Source organism: Fulvimarina endophytica (assembly GCF_003403015.1).
In the GTDB taxonomy this organism is placed as follows: Bacteria; Pseudomonadota; Alphaproteobacteria; order Rhizobiales; family Rhizobiaceae; genus Fulvimarina; species Fulvimarina endophytica.
Genome location: NZ_QURL01000012.1, coordinates 1 through 15,051 on the forward strand (window position 1 = coordinate 1; position 15,051 = coordinate 15,051).

The 15,051-nt window shown below is 61.2% G+C and carries 14 protein-coding genes and 2 pseudogenes; 8 read left to right on the forward strand and 8 right to left on the reverse strand.

Annotated elements, in window-relative coordinates; all coding sequences use genetic code 11:
• Window positions 1-55: 55 nt before the first annotated feature.
• The 5 genes and pseudogenes from DYI37_RS18730 to DYI37_RS18745 form a co-directional block, all read right to left on the reverse strand.
• Window positions 56-806: pseudogene (locus DYI37_RS18730) on the reverse strand (IS6 family transposase).
• 977 nt (window positions 807-1,783) lie between these two features.
• A complete protein-coding gene (locus tag DYI37_RS18735; RefSeq protein ID WP_116684808.1) occupies window positions 1,784-2,380 on the reverse strand; it encodes a phage tail protein in 597 nt (198 codons plus the stop codon).
• A gap of 120 nt (window positions 2,381-2,500) precedes the next feature.
• The gene (locus DYI37_RS18740) at window positions 2,501-4,801 is read right to left on the reverse strand and encodes an autotransporter domain-containing protein (RefSeq protein ID WP_116684809.1); all 2,301 of its coding nucleotides are present in this window, start codon (window positions 4,799-4,801) and stop codon (window positions 2,501-2,503) included.
• Between the two features lie 84 nt (window positions 4,802-4,885).
• Window positions 4,886-4,960 (reverse strand): annotated as a pseudogene (locus DYI37_RS20605) (hypothetical protein); the annotation flags it as partial.
• Window positions 4,945-5,802 (reverse strand): fibronectin type III domain-containing protein, encoded by an 858-nt coding sequence (locus DYI37_RS18745; RefSeq protein WP_158555223.1) that lies wholly within the window; start codon window positions 5,800-5,802, stop codon window positions 4,945-4,947. The gene DYI37_RS18745 and the pseudogene DYI37_RS20605, both read right to left, overlap by 16 nt.
• 695 nt (window positions 5,803-6,497) lie before the next feature.
• Here DYI37_RS18745 and DYI37_RS18750 point away from each other — a divergent pair.
• On the forward strand, window positions 6,498-7,403 hold the full coding sequence (locus tag DYI37_RS18750; protein WP_116684811.1) for a LysR family transcriptional regulator: 906 nt from the start codon (window positions 6,498-6,500) through the stop codon (window positions 7,401-7,403).
• 93 nt (window positions 7,404-7,496) lie between these two features.
• Here the strand turns inward: DYI37_RS18750 and DYI37_RS18755 are convergent, their stop codons facing one another.
• The 3 genes from DYI37_RS18755 to DYI37_RS19825 form a co-directional block, all read right to left on the reverse strand.
• Entirely contained in the window at window positions 7,497-8,087 is a 591-nt protein-coding gene (locus DYI37_RS18755) for a hypothetical protein (protein ID WP_199520211.1), read from the reverse strand.
• Between the two features lie 152 nt (window positions 8,088-8,239).
• Window positions 8,240-8,527, reverse strand: coding sequence for a hypothetical protein (locus DYI37_RS18760; RefSeq protein WP_199520215.1), 288 nt, complete (start codon window positions 8,525-8,527; stop codon window positions 8,240-8,242).
• Between the two features lie 81 nt (window positions 8,528-8,608).
• Window positions 8,609-8,998 (reverse strand): hypothetical protein, encoded by a 390-nt coding sequence (locus DYI37_RS19825; protein WP_147307950.1) that lies wholly within the window; start codon window positions 8,996-8,998, stop codon window positions 8,609-8,611.
• 148 nt (window positions 8,999-9,146) lie between these two features.
• Between DYI37_RS19825 and DYI37_RS18770 the strand changes: the two genes are divergently transcribed.
• The 7 genes from DYI37_RS18770 to DYI37_RS18800 all read left to right on the forward strand — a co-directional run bounded on the left by DYI37_RS18770 (window position 9,147) and on the right by DYI37_RS18800 (window position 14,989).
• Complete coding sequence (locus DYI37_RS18770; protein WP_116684813.1) at window positions 9,147-9,809, forward strand: lytic transglycosylase domain-containing protein; 663 nt, start codon at window positions 9,147-9,149, stop codon at window positions 9,807-9,809.
• Window positions 9,806-10,099, forward strand: a complete 294-nt coding sequence (locus tag DYI37_RS18775; RefSeq protein WP_116684814.1) for a TrbC/VirB2 family protein — start codon at window positions 9,806-9,808, stop codon at window positions 10,097-10,099. Before DYI37_RS18770 ends, DYI37_RS18775 begins: the two co-directional genes overlap by 4 nt.
• A gap of 18 nt (window positions 10,100-10,117) precedes the next feature.
• On the forward strand, window positions 10,118-10,396 hold the full coding sequence (locus tag DYI37_RS18780; RefSeq protein ID WP_116684815.1) for a VirB3 family type IV secretion system protein: 279 nt from the start codon (window positions 10,118-10,120) through the stop codon (window positions 10,394-10,396).
• Window positions 10,386-12,743 carry a VirB4 family type IV secretion/conjugal transfer ATPase gene (locus DYI37_RS18785; RefSeq protein ID WP_116684816.1) on the forward strand — a complete coding sequence of 786 codons (2,358 nt, stop codon included), beginning with the start codon at window positions 10,386-10,388 and terminating at the stop codon, window positions 12,741-12,743. The genes DYI37_RS18780 and DYI37_RS18785 overlap by 11 nt, the downstream gene beginning before the upstream one ends.
• Window positions 12,740-12,919: a hypothetical protein gene (locus DYI37_RS18790; protein ID WP_116684817.1), complete on the forward strand. Its 180-nt coding sequence runs from the start codon at window positions 12,740-12,742 to the stop codon at window positions 12,917-12,919. Before DYI37_RS18785 ends, DYI37_RS18790 begins: the two co-directional genes overlap by 4 nt.
• Window positions 12,912-14,105: a lytic transglycosylase domain-containing protein gene (locus tag DYI37_RS18795; protein ID WP_116684818.1), complete on the forward strand. Its 1,194-nt coding sequence runs from the start codon at window positions 12,912-12,914 to the stop codon at window positions 14,103-14,105. The genes DYI37_RS18790 and DYI37_RS18795 overlap by 8 nt, the downstream gene beginning before the upstream one ends.
• Window positions 14,106-14,284: 179 nt before the next feature.
• A complete protein-coding gene (locus tag DYI37_RS18800) occupies window positions 14,285-14,989 on the forward strand; it encodes a type IV secretion system protein (RefSeq protein WP_245414004.1) in 705 nt (234 codons plus the stop codon).
• The last annotated feature ends 62 nt before the right edge of the window (window positions 14,990-15,051 follow it).

The window sequence follows — 15,051 nt, forward strand, 5'->3', positions numbered from 1 at the left end:
GGGCGTGTCGCAACTTCGAGCGAAGGGCGCGGAGCCATTGTCTCACTTAGATGCTTCAGACTTTATTAACTTTTTGAAGTCCGAAGATCTGCGCGACGAGATCATTCTGGCTGTGAACCGTCCATTCGCCCGTGAAGCCGAAGCCCTTCTTCAGCCACAGCATCGCTTCGAACCCTTTGATCGATCGACGCGCCGTACTGAATGAACGGAAGCCGCCGATCTTCGGCATTGCCCTTTTCACTTGGAAATGATCACTCTCGATCCCTTGCTGGAGATGCTTGGTGACGTGATGGACGGGATCGGCCACCATCAGCCCGTCCTCGACGGCGGAACGGATCGCGCCAGGGAATGTACCGGCGCCATCGGTGCCGATCGTCGTCGGCGACAAAAGCGGCTCGTCCTTCAGCATCTTGCGGAAGAACCGCCTGGCCGCGTCAGCGTTGCGCTTGGCTGTCAGAAGGAAGTCGACAGCGTTGCCGTGCTTGTCGATCGCGCGGTACAGATATCGCCACTGGCCGCGGATCTTCACATACGTTTCGTCGATCCGAATTGAGCCGCAATGGGGCTTGCGAAACCTGCGCACGCTTCTCGATCAGCGGCGCGTAGGCGAGAACCCAGCGATTGATCGTCGAATGATCGACCGCGAAGCCGCGCTCGGCAAACATCTCCTCGAGATCGCGGTAGCTCAGCGGGTAGCGCAGATACCAGGCGACCGCCTGCACGATCAGCCACGCTTCAAACTGCCGGCCTTTGAAGTCGTCCTTCGACTGCCGCTTCAGCTTCTCGGCGATCGTGTTCAGGATCATGGCAAGGCTCTCCGTCTATGAGAGCGCGAGAATCAGTGGATAGGGTCAACCCAGCGTTAAGCGGCCAAACTTTGCAACACGCCCTTATCGACGAGGGCGTACCAGGTTCGAAGCGGCACCTCGGCTTGGGGATGGGTTTCCCAGAACTGTCGTAGCGCCCGCTTCGATAGAATTTGCATAACGGCCAAGATAGCGCGTTCCACATTTGGGAACAAGACGGCAATCGTACTGAATCTGATCGGAGCGAAGGAACTCTCGAGCAGACAAGGATGACAGATGTTTCTCGCAAAAGTGCGCAGCGTTCTCGCTTACCGACCTATTCGCTACGTTTGCCGACCTCCCTGCGAAACGCCATCGACGGTCTCGCTGAACGCGAGCAGACGAGCGTCAATCAATTCATCGCGATCGCGGTTGCCGAAAAATCTCAGCATTCGCAACAGCCGATGAATTCGAACGAATAGCTGCCGCTGCTGATCTTGATGCTTTCGAGCGGATCATGAGCCGCAAGACGGATGAACCAGACATGGACGCTGACCGCCTCGATTCGGATTTTGCCTGATCTTTGAAGCAGAGTCTCTTCTTTCGCGATCGTAGAGAGGAAGACGAGGGTCGCCCGGACCGCAGCCCTCAACAGCGAAGGGAAGAGCGGTCCGGCTGGGGAGGCGGTCGCATCCGCACCACGCCGACGTACTTTCGATCGGCCGCAATCTATCACGGCCTTCCCGGCCTTTCCCAAACGGAACTCTCCGCTCTGGCCGCAACCTTCTCCGATCCGCACCCACAAGTCGCGCAGCGCATACGCTTTCAATCGAGAGTACGGTGGGGAGGAACAGCGCCAGCAGGACGTCGGCGGCCAAGCCGGCAAATGGGCTTGTTCTTCCGACCTATACCGTCAACAGACTGTTGGCGCTTCGTTTTCGCAACCGGACTGTATGTTCAAATCCCATGAAAGACCGCGACAGCTTCTGCTGAGTAGATCAGGGAAATTTCGGAAACAGACCAGTTATGGCGATGATGTAGTTGATTGCGAGGTAGGGCTGATGGTTGTCGAACGGCATCGAACCGCCGGTAGGCCCGTTCTCGACCTCGACTTGCGTGTTCGGCTGGCTGGTTTCGATACCACCGAGTGGAATCTGAGTGCTGCCCGACGCGGCGTAGATGTTCGTCCCACCTGGGTTAACGGCACCCAGCTGCGCGCCGACGGTCGCAACCTCGCTGGAACTGGACTCGGTCGTTGCATTGAAGGTTGTCTGCACTGGCTGGGAATTCACCTTCACCATGGCAAGATGGGTGTGCGACGGCAGGTTCGCCTGTGTCAGCGTCGTCTGCGCGGCGCCGGCAGCTTGTCCCAGCGAAAAATCGCCGAGATTGTTCAGGCCGACACCAAGCGGAACGCGGCCACGCAGATCCGGCAGCGCGAACGTCGTGCTTCCGTCACCGCCGAAACGTGCTCCTAGAAGTTGGAAGAGTGCCGGCGCGGCACTGATTCTGAGCAGCTGACCGTTGCACAACGCCCAGCCGACCGGAGCTTCCGCGATCGGCCAGATCCGGATCTCTCCGAGAAAATTTTCCATGTTGTCTCTCCTTTTGCATTGTCTCGTGCGGTTGCTCATCGAGCGGTTTGAAGGAACAACCCGGATGGTCCGGGCAGTCCTTTTCTTGCGCGGCTGGCTCAGGCATCGGCGGCAAGCGGCTCAGAACCGCGTGCCGATCGTCAGGCCGAAGGCGTGGTTCTGTTCGTCGACGCCGAACGTCGTTCGGTAGTCCAGGCCGAGCGACCAATCCGTGAGAACGTCTGCGTCCAGCGACAGACCGAAGCTCGTGGCATCGCGAAGGGAGCCTTCGGTGGTCAGCTCGTAAGGGGTCGTCCCGATATCGCTGTAGCCAAGCAGGACATCGCTATCGCCGGCGAAGTCATGGGCGTACTCGACCCTGAACCCCGGCGTCAGGACGCCCCAATCCATGGCGAAGGCGTAGGAGCCACGCACACCAAGGACGCCTGAAAGCGCATCCACCGTCTGATCGCCATAGGTCAGAGCGTAGATGCCTGCACTGTTCTCAGAGAAGCCATCGAGCCACGAACGAGAGAGCTCGACCCGTCCATAAGGCGAGAGGAGCAGTCTCTCGTTGCGGATCTCGTAGGCGGTCGTCAGCGAGCCGAAGAGCTGTCGTCCGCTTCGCTCGCCGTCGATAGCGGAACCATCGCTCGTGACGAAGCGGCGACTGTCGAAATCCAGTGTTCCTGCGCCCACAAGACCGTCGATGTACAGTCCCTCGGTGGCGTTCCACGATCCGTAGACCGCCGCGCTGTAGGCCTCGCCGCGGCTCTTGGTTCCGTTTTCGCCGAGATCGGACGCATCGCGCCCATATCCAACGCCGAAGCCCGCGACCAAGCTGTCGGAGAAGCGGTAATCGATGCCGCCGGACAAGCCGGTCGTCGTGTAGTCGAAGTCGAAACCGGCGTCGTCTCGATCGCCGAAGTTCACGTATCCGCCTGTCCACACGGCGAACCGACCGAGATCGATTCCACCCGGCGCGAGGGACTGAACGGTGTCTTCCAGCTTCCCCGAAGGCCGCAATTCGCCGGGCCCATAAGCGAGGAGACCTGGTATGGGATCGGAGCCGTAGACAGCCGAGGAGACTTCGGAGTCGAGATCGTCCATGGCCTGAACGCCGCGATCGCCCACGCTCTCCGATGGCGACGATGGGTTATAGCGCAGGCGTGCGCCCATCGAGTTGTTTCTGCGGGTTCCTTCGTCGCGCAGTTGTTCGAGGCGGTCGTTATAATTGCGGATCTGGTCCTGTGCGAACCGCTTGGACGCTCCCACTTGTGCGTTTGCCAGCCAAATCACTTCCGGATCCTGTGCCGGATCGGGCCGCGCGATGACGGAGAAGACGATCGTTGCAGGCGCGGACGTGCCGGATGCGTTCGACAGTGTGTATGCGACACTGCTCGTTCCGGCGAATGTCGAGCTCGCGGAGAAGATCATCCGCGGCGTGCGATTGCCCTCGATGCGAGCCGTACCGGCGGAGGACGTCGCATTCGAGACAATGGTAGCGCCGGTGAAGGGGCCGCCCGAGGCGCCTTCGGTGAGATCGACCGCGACGGTCGTTCCCGCAAGAGCCTCGACCGTTCGCGACAGTGCAATCGGTGAAGGTGCCGCTCGCGTCGCCGTTACGGTATAAGTGGCGGTCGTACCGTTCTGCGCGGTGACCACCACCTCGATCGTGTTGGCGCCAACGGCGAGCGGAACTGCGACACCGGTGCCCGAGGTGGTCGGCGTGCCGCCGACCGAAACCCTGGCATTCGTCTCGGTCACTGTTGGCGTGACGGTAATCGTTGTCTGATCATTCGTCAGTGCGGCGCTGTAGGACCGCGTTGCTGCCTCGAAGGCCGGAGACAGGGCGCCAGGATTGACCGCGAGAGAGGCAAGTCTGGCATCGGCTGAAGCGGCACGCGTCGCCGTCACGGTATAGGTGGCGGTCGCTCCGTTCTGTGCGGTGACCACGATGTCGATCGTGTTTGCGCCAACGGTCAGCGGAACCCTGACACCGGTGCCCGAGGCGGTGGCCGTCCCTCCAACCGCAACGCTGGCGTTCGGCTCGACCACGGTCGGTGTGACGGTGATTGTTGCCTGATCATTGGTCAGGGCTACGCTGTAGGATCTGGTAGCGCCGTCGAAGGCCGGCGACAGCGTACCTGGATCGACGGTTAGTGACGCAAGGGCAACATTTCCAGCCAGGGGCGTGACGGCGTTGGAAGGACCGGGTGCAGGTCCGGTTCCGGCGGCGTTGGTCGCGGTGACGGTGAAGGTATAGGCGGTGCCGTTGGCAAGGCCTGTGACGGTGATCGGCGATGCGGTGCCGGTCGCGGTGATGCCGCCGGGCGCGGAGGTCACGGTGTAGCCGGAGATCGCCGCGCCGCCGTTCGAGGCCGGGGGATCGAAGGAGACCGTCGCCGAACCATCGCCCGCAGCCGAGGCCGCGACGTTCACCGGCGCGCCGGGAACGGCGGGGGCGACGGCGATGGTGTAGTCGGCCGATCCGATGGCGCCGTTGGCGTCGGTGGCCTGGATGGTCGCGGTGAAGGTGCCGGCTTCGCTCGGGGTTCCCGAGATCGTCCCGCCCGTTACAAGCGTCAGTCCCGCCGGCAGGTCTCCCGCCGTGACGGTGAACTGTAGGGCGCGGTACCGTTGGCGGCGGTGAGCGTCTGGCTGTAGGGCGCGCCGACGGTGGCGTCCGGCAGGGTCGCCGGGGAGAGGACGAGCGTCGGCGCCGTAACGGTGATCGCGACGGTGGCCGGAGCCGAGGTGCCGCTGGCATTGGTCGCGGTGTAGGCGAGGCTGTTGGATCCGGAATAGCCGGCATCGGGCGTATAGAGGATGGACGTTCCAGAGACCGTCGCCGTTCCGTTCGCCGGACCCGTCGTGATCGCCAGCGAGGCGGCGGCCCCGCCGGTGATGTCGAGAGGCAGATCGTTGTCGGTCGAGTTGGCCGCGACGCTGGCCGTGCTGTCGTTTGCCACCGGCGGGGCGATCGGCGTCACAGAGTTGGAGGGATCGGATGCGGGCCCCGTTCCGGCCGCGTTGGTCGCGGTGACGGTGAAGGTATAGGCGGTGCCGTTGGCAAGGCCGGTGACGGTGATCGGCGATGCCGTGCCGGTCGCGGTGATGCCGCCGGGTGCAGAGGTCACGGTGTAGCCGGAGACCGCGGCGCCGCCGTTCGAGGCCGGGGGATCGAAGGAGACCGTCGCCGAACCGTCGCCCGCAGCCGAAGCCGCAACGTTCACCGGCGCGCCGGGAACAGTCGCGATCGGATCGCAGGTAACCCGGTAACTTACAGACTGGATGTTGGTCCGACTGTCAGCTCGGACGAGGAGCCGCGTATTTCCCGTGTTCTGGGGAATGACGAAGGAGCCGCTGACATTGAAGTCGTTCGGGGCGGCGACCACGTCCTCGGCAAACACGTTGCCTTGGTCGGACGTGTTCGAGAACAATTGAAATCGAGTTGCGCTTCCGGCTGAGCCGCCAGTCGAGCTCGCTTCGTACCGAAGCGTCTCGCTTGGCGTGAGCGGACCATTAGGGCCTCCTGAAAAGTATTGACTCTGGAAAGCGTTGTTTTCGCCGAGCGGCGAAGAAAAGATCTGCGTCGTTCCAAACTCTTGGTTGATCGCCTGGCAAGCGGGAGACCCTTGTGCATAAGCGCTTTCGCTTGAAAGCAGGATCAGGAGAGCGACGACACCGAACAGTGCTTTCGCAAGATGAGACTGCATGGACTTCCCCGCTCCACCACGAACCACGGAGGCGCAGGACGCCGGAAGCCCGATCGTCCGTGTCGATCACCACGGTCCACATTCCGACGGTTCGGCTAAACGGGATCCGTTCGAGCTCTACGCTTTCCCGGTTCCTGTTCGTTCGAACGGCCAAACAGCGATGCGCCGCAGCGATTGCGGTCGCACACCTGCCGGTTGAGACAGAAATGTTAAGGGCTATTTACGCAATAGCCGCCTCATCAATATGCTCTATTCCTTTTGTGAATAACTTAGAGACTTCAGGGCATTTCGGTTGTTTCGCAAAATAGATTGGACGCGTTTCGCTTCATACTGGATGAAATCGATGCTGAAACGACACACAAGATATTTCGAAATGGAATAGATCGGTCTCTGTTTTTGAATGCCGGAGGGACGATCACGTGCGCGATCTTCGAGATATCGATTTAAACCTACTGTTGGTTTTCGAGGCGGTCTTCAAAACCGGAAGCGTCAGCCAGGCTGCCAGAATGCTCAACCTCTCGCAGCCAACAGTCAGCAATGCGCTCTATCGCTTGAGGGGGCAGTTTTCTGATCGTCTGTTCGTCCGCAGCGAAAGCGGAATGCGCCCGACCCCGATGGCTCTCAGCCTCGTGGCTTCGATCACGCAGGCATTGGGCACTCTGCGGAGCGGGCTGCAGATCGAAGCCGATTTCGACGTTCGCACCGCAAATCGGCATTTCAAACTGATCCTGCACGATTTCAGTGTGCCCTCGATCCTGCCACCCCTGCTCCGATTGCTGGATCAGCCGGAAGGCAGCTGCACGCTCGAGGTCATCACGCCGGACTGGACGCAGCCCCACAGCAATCTCGCGCAAGGCGAAGCCGACCTGATGTTGGATGTCTTCCCGCAAGAGACTCCAGGCGTGGTTTTCGAACCGGTGGCGGACGCGGAAGCGGTCTGTATTGTTCGAGAAGGGCATCCAGACATCGGTACCAAGCTGACGCAGGAGAATTTCGAGGCCTGCGGACACGCCATTCTACAAAGCCAGATCCGCCGCAGGCTGCAGGTTCCGCATATGCTCATGGCGGAAAGCTTGAAACGCCGGGAGGTATGTGTGCTTCCGAATGCTGCCGACCTTGCTGCGACAGTTGCAGTCTCTGACATGATTGCGATCGTTCCCAGACGATATGCGATGATGGTCGCTCCGATCTATCGCCTTCGGGTTTTAGCGCCCCCGTTCGATTATCCTAAAACGAAGATTTTTCTCGCATGGTCAGAAGAGAAAGCAAACGACCCCGGAGTCAGTTGGATAAAGAATGTCGTCAGATCAATTTTCGAAACTTGAGATCGCTGAACGTGTTCATGATGTTTCCAAGCGCCCGATCGTCGAGTACTTCCTATTCGAAACCAGGCTCCAGGTGCATCAACTTCGGAAGCCCTAATAATCGATCGCCTCAAAATCACGCCGGCCATCAATATCCCGCCATTCGATGACGACGGAGCGATCGTAGATGCTCGTGCAGTCCTCGTCGCCGAATAGGCGAGCGGCAGGATAGGATGCTGGTAGACTTGCTACGCCCGTTGGAACCCAGCGGTATTCGCCCTCGATATTGTAGAAACCGGTCCGGATAGATGAGAAACGCCGGCAGATCGGCTCTCCGTCCGGACCGAGCATATCGGTCTCGTATTGAACGAGGCGCTGAATATCGCTGACGCGGATCGAACGAGCCGCGTCGAACGCAGGGGCTCCGAAATCATGTCCGCCTTCCTCACCTGCTGACAAAGGCAGGCCCGACAGTCCAGCATGCATCGGACAGCGCCAGATCTGCAGAGGTGGTTCGATCGGCGTCGGCGTGATCCTGCGGATCATTTCCGCTTTCGCGGCGCTGCATTCGGCTGAGACCGGCCATCCGCCGGAGAGGCAGAGCAGGATCGCGCAGTCGACCGGATAGGCTTTGGTTTGCGTACTCGTAGAGCCGATCACTACAACTGCAATTGAGGCGGCAAAAGCCATCTTGATTGCGAACATTATAGCGCTCCCGAAATTTATGAAGGAGCGACAACACTATACGTCTTTTGTTTTCATTCAATCCTTTCTGCTGCATCCATGCGGCCGCGACACAGACTGACTCACTGCCGTGACGCGAGTTTTGAAAGATGCCCTCGCCTCCGAGGCCCGTCTCACTGGTCGACGAGATCGAGGAAAAGCCGATAATCCCTCGTGACATCTCTCGACTCCCTGAAGGCGCGGCGGCGCTCATCATCGAGACAAGCGATATAACCCGCGATCTCGGTCAGATAACTTTCGAAGTCGTCTCGTAGGAGATCCTCGTATCGCTCGATAGCTTTCAATTCCGAAGGCACAAACGGCTTCTCCGGCGGGACGCACTCGCGCGCTGCCGCCGTGCTCAAACCATAAGCGAAGACAATAATCGTAAAAGTAATAGCGTTGCGAGTGCGCAACGGCATGGAATGCGACCCCTTCAAATTCAGGCGGTTGGGCGGTTCACGTGACGTGGGGTGAACGGCTAGATTTATGTTGTCGGTGGCTCAAAAGACCCGAACCAACCCTTGCCGACATAATACGTATTTTGTAGCGGGACCGCGTCTTGTCCAGGCGGATCCCGTTCGGTCCAACGAACCGAAAGAGGAGAGCGCCAGGTCGTGATGTTCGAGCGAGCACCAAATGTCGTCGTCGAGGATGCCTTCCGATCTCTTATCAAACGCGGATACCGCGCCGAGGTCGTCTGCGAGAAAAGTGCCGTCCGGAAAAACCATACCTGGACCGGTATCTGGTTCGTTCGCGTCGTCTCGGAGGAAACCGGCGAAGAGTTCGTTCTCGTCACCGAGCGAGGAAAGAACGCGGTTGGTCCGAAACTTCAACCTCGTCTCTTCAAGACGATGCTCGGACTCTGCAGCCTCCTCTACGATGCGGGCCATCGCTTCTGCGATATTCCGTTCAATGCGGGGACAAGGGCGCTTCAGCGCAAGGTTCCGCCCGCTTCTGACGACAGCGCGGACTAACGCCCTCTCCGGAACAGCGTTCGCTGTCGCATTTCTCATTCCGACGCTCGCTCCTGCCGAAAGCATGGTGTTCTCCGTGCGTGGCGATGGCGCACTCCGAGCGCAGACACATCAGTCCGCGTTCTCGAAATCCTACGGCGACGCCAGTCGCGAAGGCGGCTCTGGTCTCTTCATCTTCGGTGAAAGCAACGAAGACGACGGTGCCGATGGCGGCCCCAACGAAGCCTCAGTGAACTCGACTTCGGGCGAACGGACTTCCGTGTCCCCACATTCCACGATTGCTACAGCACCGACGCCACCCGCCGCCATTCTCACTGCGATCGATGACACCGCCATCCGGTACGGCTCGCATCCCGCGCTTCGAACCGCTAGTCTGACGGTCTCCGACTGGCGGCGATACTTCCGCGCAAATATCGAGATCGAAAGCGCTTACGATCCTGACGCCACCAGTCCCGTCGGCGCACTCGGCCTTGGCCAACTGATGCCAGAGACGGCCGCCAATCTCGGCGTCGACCCATCCAACGTCGTCCAGAACCTCGACGGTTCAGCCCGTTATCTCCTCGCTATGCTGGAGCGCTTCGGCGACGAGAAACTCGCGCTCGCCGCCTACAACGCCGGGCCCGAAGCGGTCGCGCGCCATGGCGGCATTCCTCCCTTCGAAGAAACCCGAAACCACGTCGTCCGCGTCATGGCGGTCGCCGAACGTCTCAACGGAGAAACCCGATGACGCCTCGCCTCAACACGCTTCTGCCCATCTTGGCCATAGCTCTCATGGCCAGTGAGCCGGCACTCGCCCAGGCTCTGGATCTCTCACCGGTCCAGGCACTGTTGCAGGGTCTGATCGACATCATCACCGGCCCGCTTGGGATCGCCATCGGCACGCTGGCGCTAATCGGCGTGTTTCTTTCCTGGCTCTTCGGCATCGTCGATTTCCGCCAAGCTATGTGGACGATCGTCGGGATCGCAGGCGTCGCGGCGGCCCCGACCATCGTCGGCTCAATCTGGTCGACGACTTAAGCTGCGGCATTCGGCATCATGGCAGAACAATCGCCCGTCTATCTCGGCCTCGTGCGGCCCGCCAAGCTCCTCGGCCTTCCGATGATGTACGCCATGGTATGGCTGTTCGCGTCCGTGCTTCTGTTTCTCTGGATCCAGAGCTGGATTGTCCTCGCACTCTCCGCGCTCGCCTATCCGGCGATCTGGAAGGCCGCGGACTGGGACCCGCATTTCCTAAATGTGGTCGCCGTCAGCCTGGAGGAGACGCGGCCGACGCCGAACCGGGCGCGCCACGGAGGCGACAGCTATGCTCCATGACACCGCACGACCTTACGAGCTTCTTCCGAGCTGGGCCGCGAAGGAGACGGAGCTCGCCTCGCTCCTTCCTTACGTTTCTCTTGTCGACGACGTCACCATCCGCACGCGCGGCAACGAACTGTTCCAGTCGATCCGGCTGTCGGGCCTCGACAGCCATACGACGGACGACGCCGTACTCGACAAGATGCGGAACCTGTTCGCACGGATCATCACTCAAAGTGGTTCGGACTTCGCCTTCTATCTTCACAAGGTCTCGAAGCGGGTCGATCATGGCCTGCCTGCGATCGAAGACGACAGTTTCGCATCCGCGGTTGATCATCGGTGGCGCACTTACCTCGACGGATCAGACCTCCGCGAGAAGACGCTGACGCTCACCGTCATCAAACGCCCGACGTTCGGCTCGAAGGTGCCCTTCCGGCGGTCGAAGTCGGTAGACCGGCTTCGCGGCGAGACGCAGAAGTCGCTGCGCCGACTGAACGAAGTCGTCGACTTCATTCTCTCCACCTTTTCCGCCATGGACCCACGCCGCTTGTCTGCGTCCAGCGGCGAACTGCTCGGCTTTCTCGGCGCACTCAACACCGGGCGTGAGACGCCGATCTATCGCGGTTCGTCCTACGGGTATGTTGCGCAGGACGTTGCCAATACACGCATCACGTTCCGTGGGCCGACCTTCACACTATCCGAAGGCTGCGTAGGCAACCGCGTTGGCGCATCCTATGCGATCAAGAGCTATCCGCAGGCCTCCGCCGCCACGATGTTCGACGAGCTCGACCTGCCGGTCGACATGGTCGTCACCCATTCCTTCACGGGCATCAACTCTAACCTGATGGCCGGACGGATCAAACGCGAGATGCGCATGCGGCGCGCGGCCGACGACGGCGCGATCTCGCTGCTCGAGGAAATGCCCGCCGCCCTCGACGATCTCGAAACTGGACGTCTCAGCTTCGGCGAGCATCACATGACGGCGACTGTCTTCGCCGATAGCGAGGCCGGGCTCGAAGCGATCGGCGCGGAGATCCGTAACATCGGATCGACGCAAGGCGTCACGCTGATCAACGAGAGCCTCGCCGCCAAGACCCACTTCTTCGCCCAACATCCCGGCAACGCCGCCAAGCGCAGCCGCAAAGCCGCGATCACCAACCGAAACTTCGCCGATTTCGCGGCCCTCCATCGGACTCAGATGGGAAAGCGCGGCCAGGAGACGCCATGGGGGGCGCCGGTGACGATGCTTCCGACGGTCGGTCGCGGCGGCTTCTGGTTCAATTTTCATGAACGGGGCACCCCCGACGCCGAACCGACCGGCGGCCATACGCTGATCCTTGGGCGTCCCGGCTCCGGCAAGTCTGTGCTGGCGGGGTTCCTGATGACTGAAGCGAAGCGACTGGGCGCCCGCCTCTTCGTTTTCGACTATCGCCGCGGCATGGAAATGGCGGTCCGCGCGAATGGCGGGCGATACGCCGCGATCAACGCGTCCGAGCCGACCGGCCTCAATCCGCTGCGCACCGAGACCGACGCCCGCGGCCAGGCCTGGCTCGCCGACTGGCTGGCCGCCCTCGTCCAGCGCTCCGACAAACCCCTCTCGCCGGTTCAGATTAACCGCATCCAGGAGGTCGTCCGGCAGAATGCCGAAGCGGATGTCGCTCTTCGCAACTGGGACGATCTCGCTTCGCTCTTCGTATCCGCCGATGACGAGGGCGATATCCACGAGCGCCTCTGCGAATGGACACGGGACGGACGCTATGGCTGGATCTTCGGCCAGAGCTTTGAGGACACCTTCTCACTCGAGGGCGAGACGGTCGGTTTCGATCTCACCGACATTCTGGACAGCGAGAGCGAGAAGGAGCGGATGGCGGTCCTTTCCTATCTCTTCCGGCGCGTCGAACGGGTGATCGAAGACCGCAGGCGGACGATTATCGTCATCGACGAGGCCTGGAAGGCGCTCGACAACGGCTACTTCGCCGAACGCCTGAGCAATTGGCTGGTGACGGCGCGCAAACAGAACGCCGTCGTCGTCATGATGACCCAGTACGCCAACCAGCTTGAGCGTACCCGCACCGGCAAGACGATCGTCGAGTCCGTCCCGACGCAGATCCTCCTGCCGAACATCCGCGCGAAAGCCGACGACTACGCCATGCTGGGGCTTCAGGAAAAGGAGCTCGACGTCCTTCTCAATTCGGGAAGCCATTCGCGGCTCGCTCTCGTCCGAGACGATCAGGGTTCGGTCGTCGTCGACGCTGACCTCAGCCCTCTCGGTCCCCTCCTGACAATTCTCGGCGGCATGGAAAAGGGCGAGGAGCTCGCCGGTGCCGACTATCGCGACCGTGCAGACTTCTGGAGACTCCCATGACCACTATCGTCTTCAAGTCCGTCGTCTTCACCCTGCTTTCCATGATCGGCATGGGACTTGGCGGGTGTGGCTCGACCCCGCCGGCGGCGAACTGCTTCAGCTACGCATCGGAAGACGACGGCCCGTGCCAGTTCGAACCGCTCGGCTCCTCGCGTTGGGATCAGTTCGATGGCTGAGCGATTTCTCTCATCATCGAAGGCGCTCGCCCTTACCGCTAGCCTCGCAGCGGCGCTGACCGTTCCCGCTCTACCGGCCTCCGCCCAAGGCGTTCCGGTGTTCGATCCGGGCGTCTTCGCTAAGCGCAAGGCGGCGCTCGAACACGGCGAGGCCGATCTCGCCCGCCAGCGCGCGCAGCTGTCGAAGGCAGACCGGCTCAACGCGCTGAAATCCGAGCAGCTCGATACTCTCGACGCCGTTCATTCGACGGCGGTCACTGGCGACAGCGACATCGCCGGGATGATTGGCGGTCTTGAGTCAGGCGACTCCGCGGCGGACCTGGGTCGCGATGGCCCCGACGCCGACGAGCTCTACAGCGCGGAGGATTCAAACCCCGGCGCAGCGCGCCTCTTCGGCGATGCGAGCGGCAACGTCGAAGAGCTAATCATAAAAGCAGCGAAGGAAACTCATAGCCTCGCCGGCGTCGGCAAGGCGGGTCTGTCGCTCGTTCAGTGGCGCTGCCTCATGCAGGCGCTGATCTGGCAGGAGAGCCGGTTTGCGATCGGTGCGAAATCGCCGGTCGGAGCCTTCGGTCTCACCCAGATCATGCCGGGCACGGCGAGCGATCTCGGCATCAACCCGGAATACTACGACAGCCCCTATCTGCAGGTGACCGGCGGCGCCCGGTATCTGGCGCAGATGCTCAATATGTTCGGCGGCAACATCGTCCACGGTCTCGCCGCCTACAATGCCGGTCCAGGCAATGTCCAAAACTATGGCGGCGTACCGCCGTTTGCTGAAACCCGGCACTATGTCGAGGTCATCCCGCGCCGCTACAACCAGTATCTCGCAAAGGTCGGCGGCATCGATGCTCTCGGCACGATCGAGCCGGCGCTGCTCGCCAACTCGAACCTCAGCCTTTCCGCCGGCGGTGCGCGCTTCTACGGCGCGGAGAGCCGGACGACGATCCGAGGCGCAGTCGAACGCATTCGATCGATCATCATCCGGATCGGCGAGACCGAAACCCTCAAAGAGTCCTATGACCTCAACACCTATGCGCGTGCCGAACTCGCCCGCCTGGTGGCGCTTCGGACCCGCCTCAAGGCCGCACGGACCAAGCCACTGTCGGCCGAGCAAATCGCGATGGCGAGCCGCATAGCCCGCGAACGCGCCTTCATGACCTTCGAGCTTCAGGAAATCAATTGATGCCCGCATTTGCCCAGAACAGAAAGCTCGCGTCGACAGCCCGCGTTAGTTACTCGGCTCCGCGCATTGCAGGTAAGCGGCGCTCATCTTCGGCGCAATCGATCTTCACCACTGCCGCATTCGCCAGTGCGATGCTCATCTCGCTTATTGCCTCCGTGTCTTCGTCTCCCGCGCAAGGCGTGCCGGTCGTCGATACCCAGAACATCGCCCAGGAGATCCGTCAGTTCCAGCAAATGCTGGAAGACTTCGGCATCCAGACCGATCAGCTCGACCGGCTTGTCGAACAGATCAACCTCCTTCAGGATCAGATCGATCAGCTCGAGGAGACCTATGCCGCGCTCAGCGGTGCGAGCAACATCGTTCAGATGGCGATGGACGGTGATCTGAACGGCCTGCTCGACGCTGAGTTCGGGGACATGATCGAACTCGCCAGCGATATCGCGAAGGGCGACTATTCCGGTCTCATCGGAACCGCAGCCCCGCAGCTGAAGACCCAGATGGAAGCCGTCCTCAACGAAGCCGGCTTTGACGACGACACGATCCGCGAGATGGCGACGAGTGGCGAGGTCACGGCACGGAATACAGCGACCCGCGCGACGACTGGCGCGGTGATGTCAGCGGCAGCCGCGAACAGTCATGGCGATGCCGGCAAATCCCTCGAGCGCGTCGAAGAACTCGTCTCAATGATCCCGGATCAGGAGACCCTCAAAGAGAGCGTCGATCACAACACCCGCATGACTGCGGAACTTGCGATTGCGCTCACCCGCATGTGGGAACTCGAAGCGATCCAGACCGTCGGCGCTGGCCAGAGCGGCGTCGTCGATGCTGCGACGATCGCCGAAGAGCAGCGCTTCATGGATTTCACCCTACCGGACCTCGACTGAGCGAACGCCGAGCGATCAGGCAAGAATTGGCAGCCCAGCGGGCGACGACGGTGGCGTTTGCG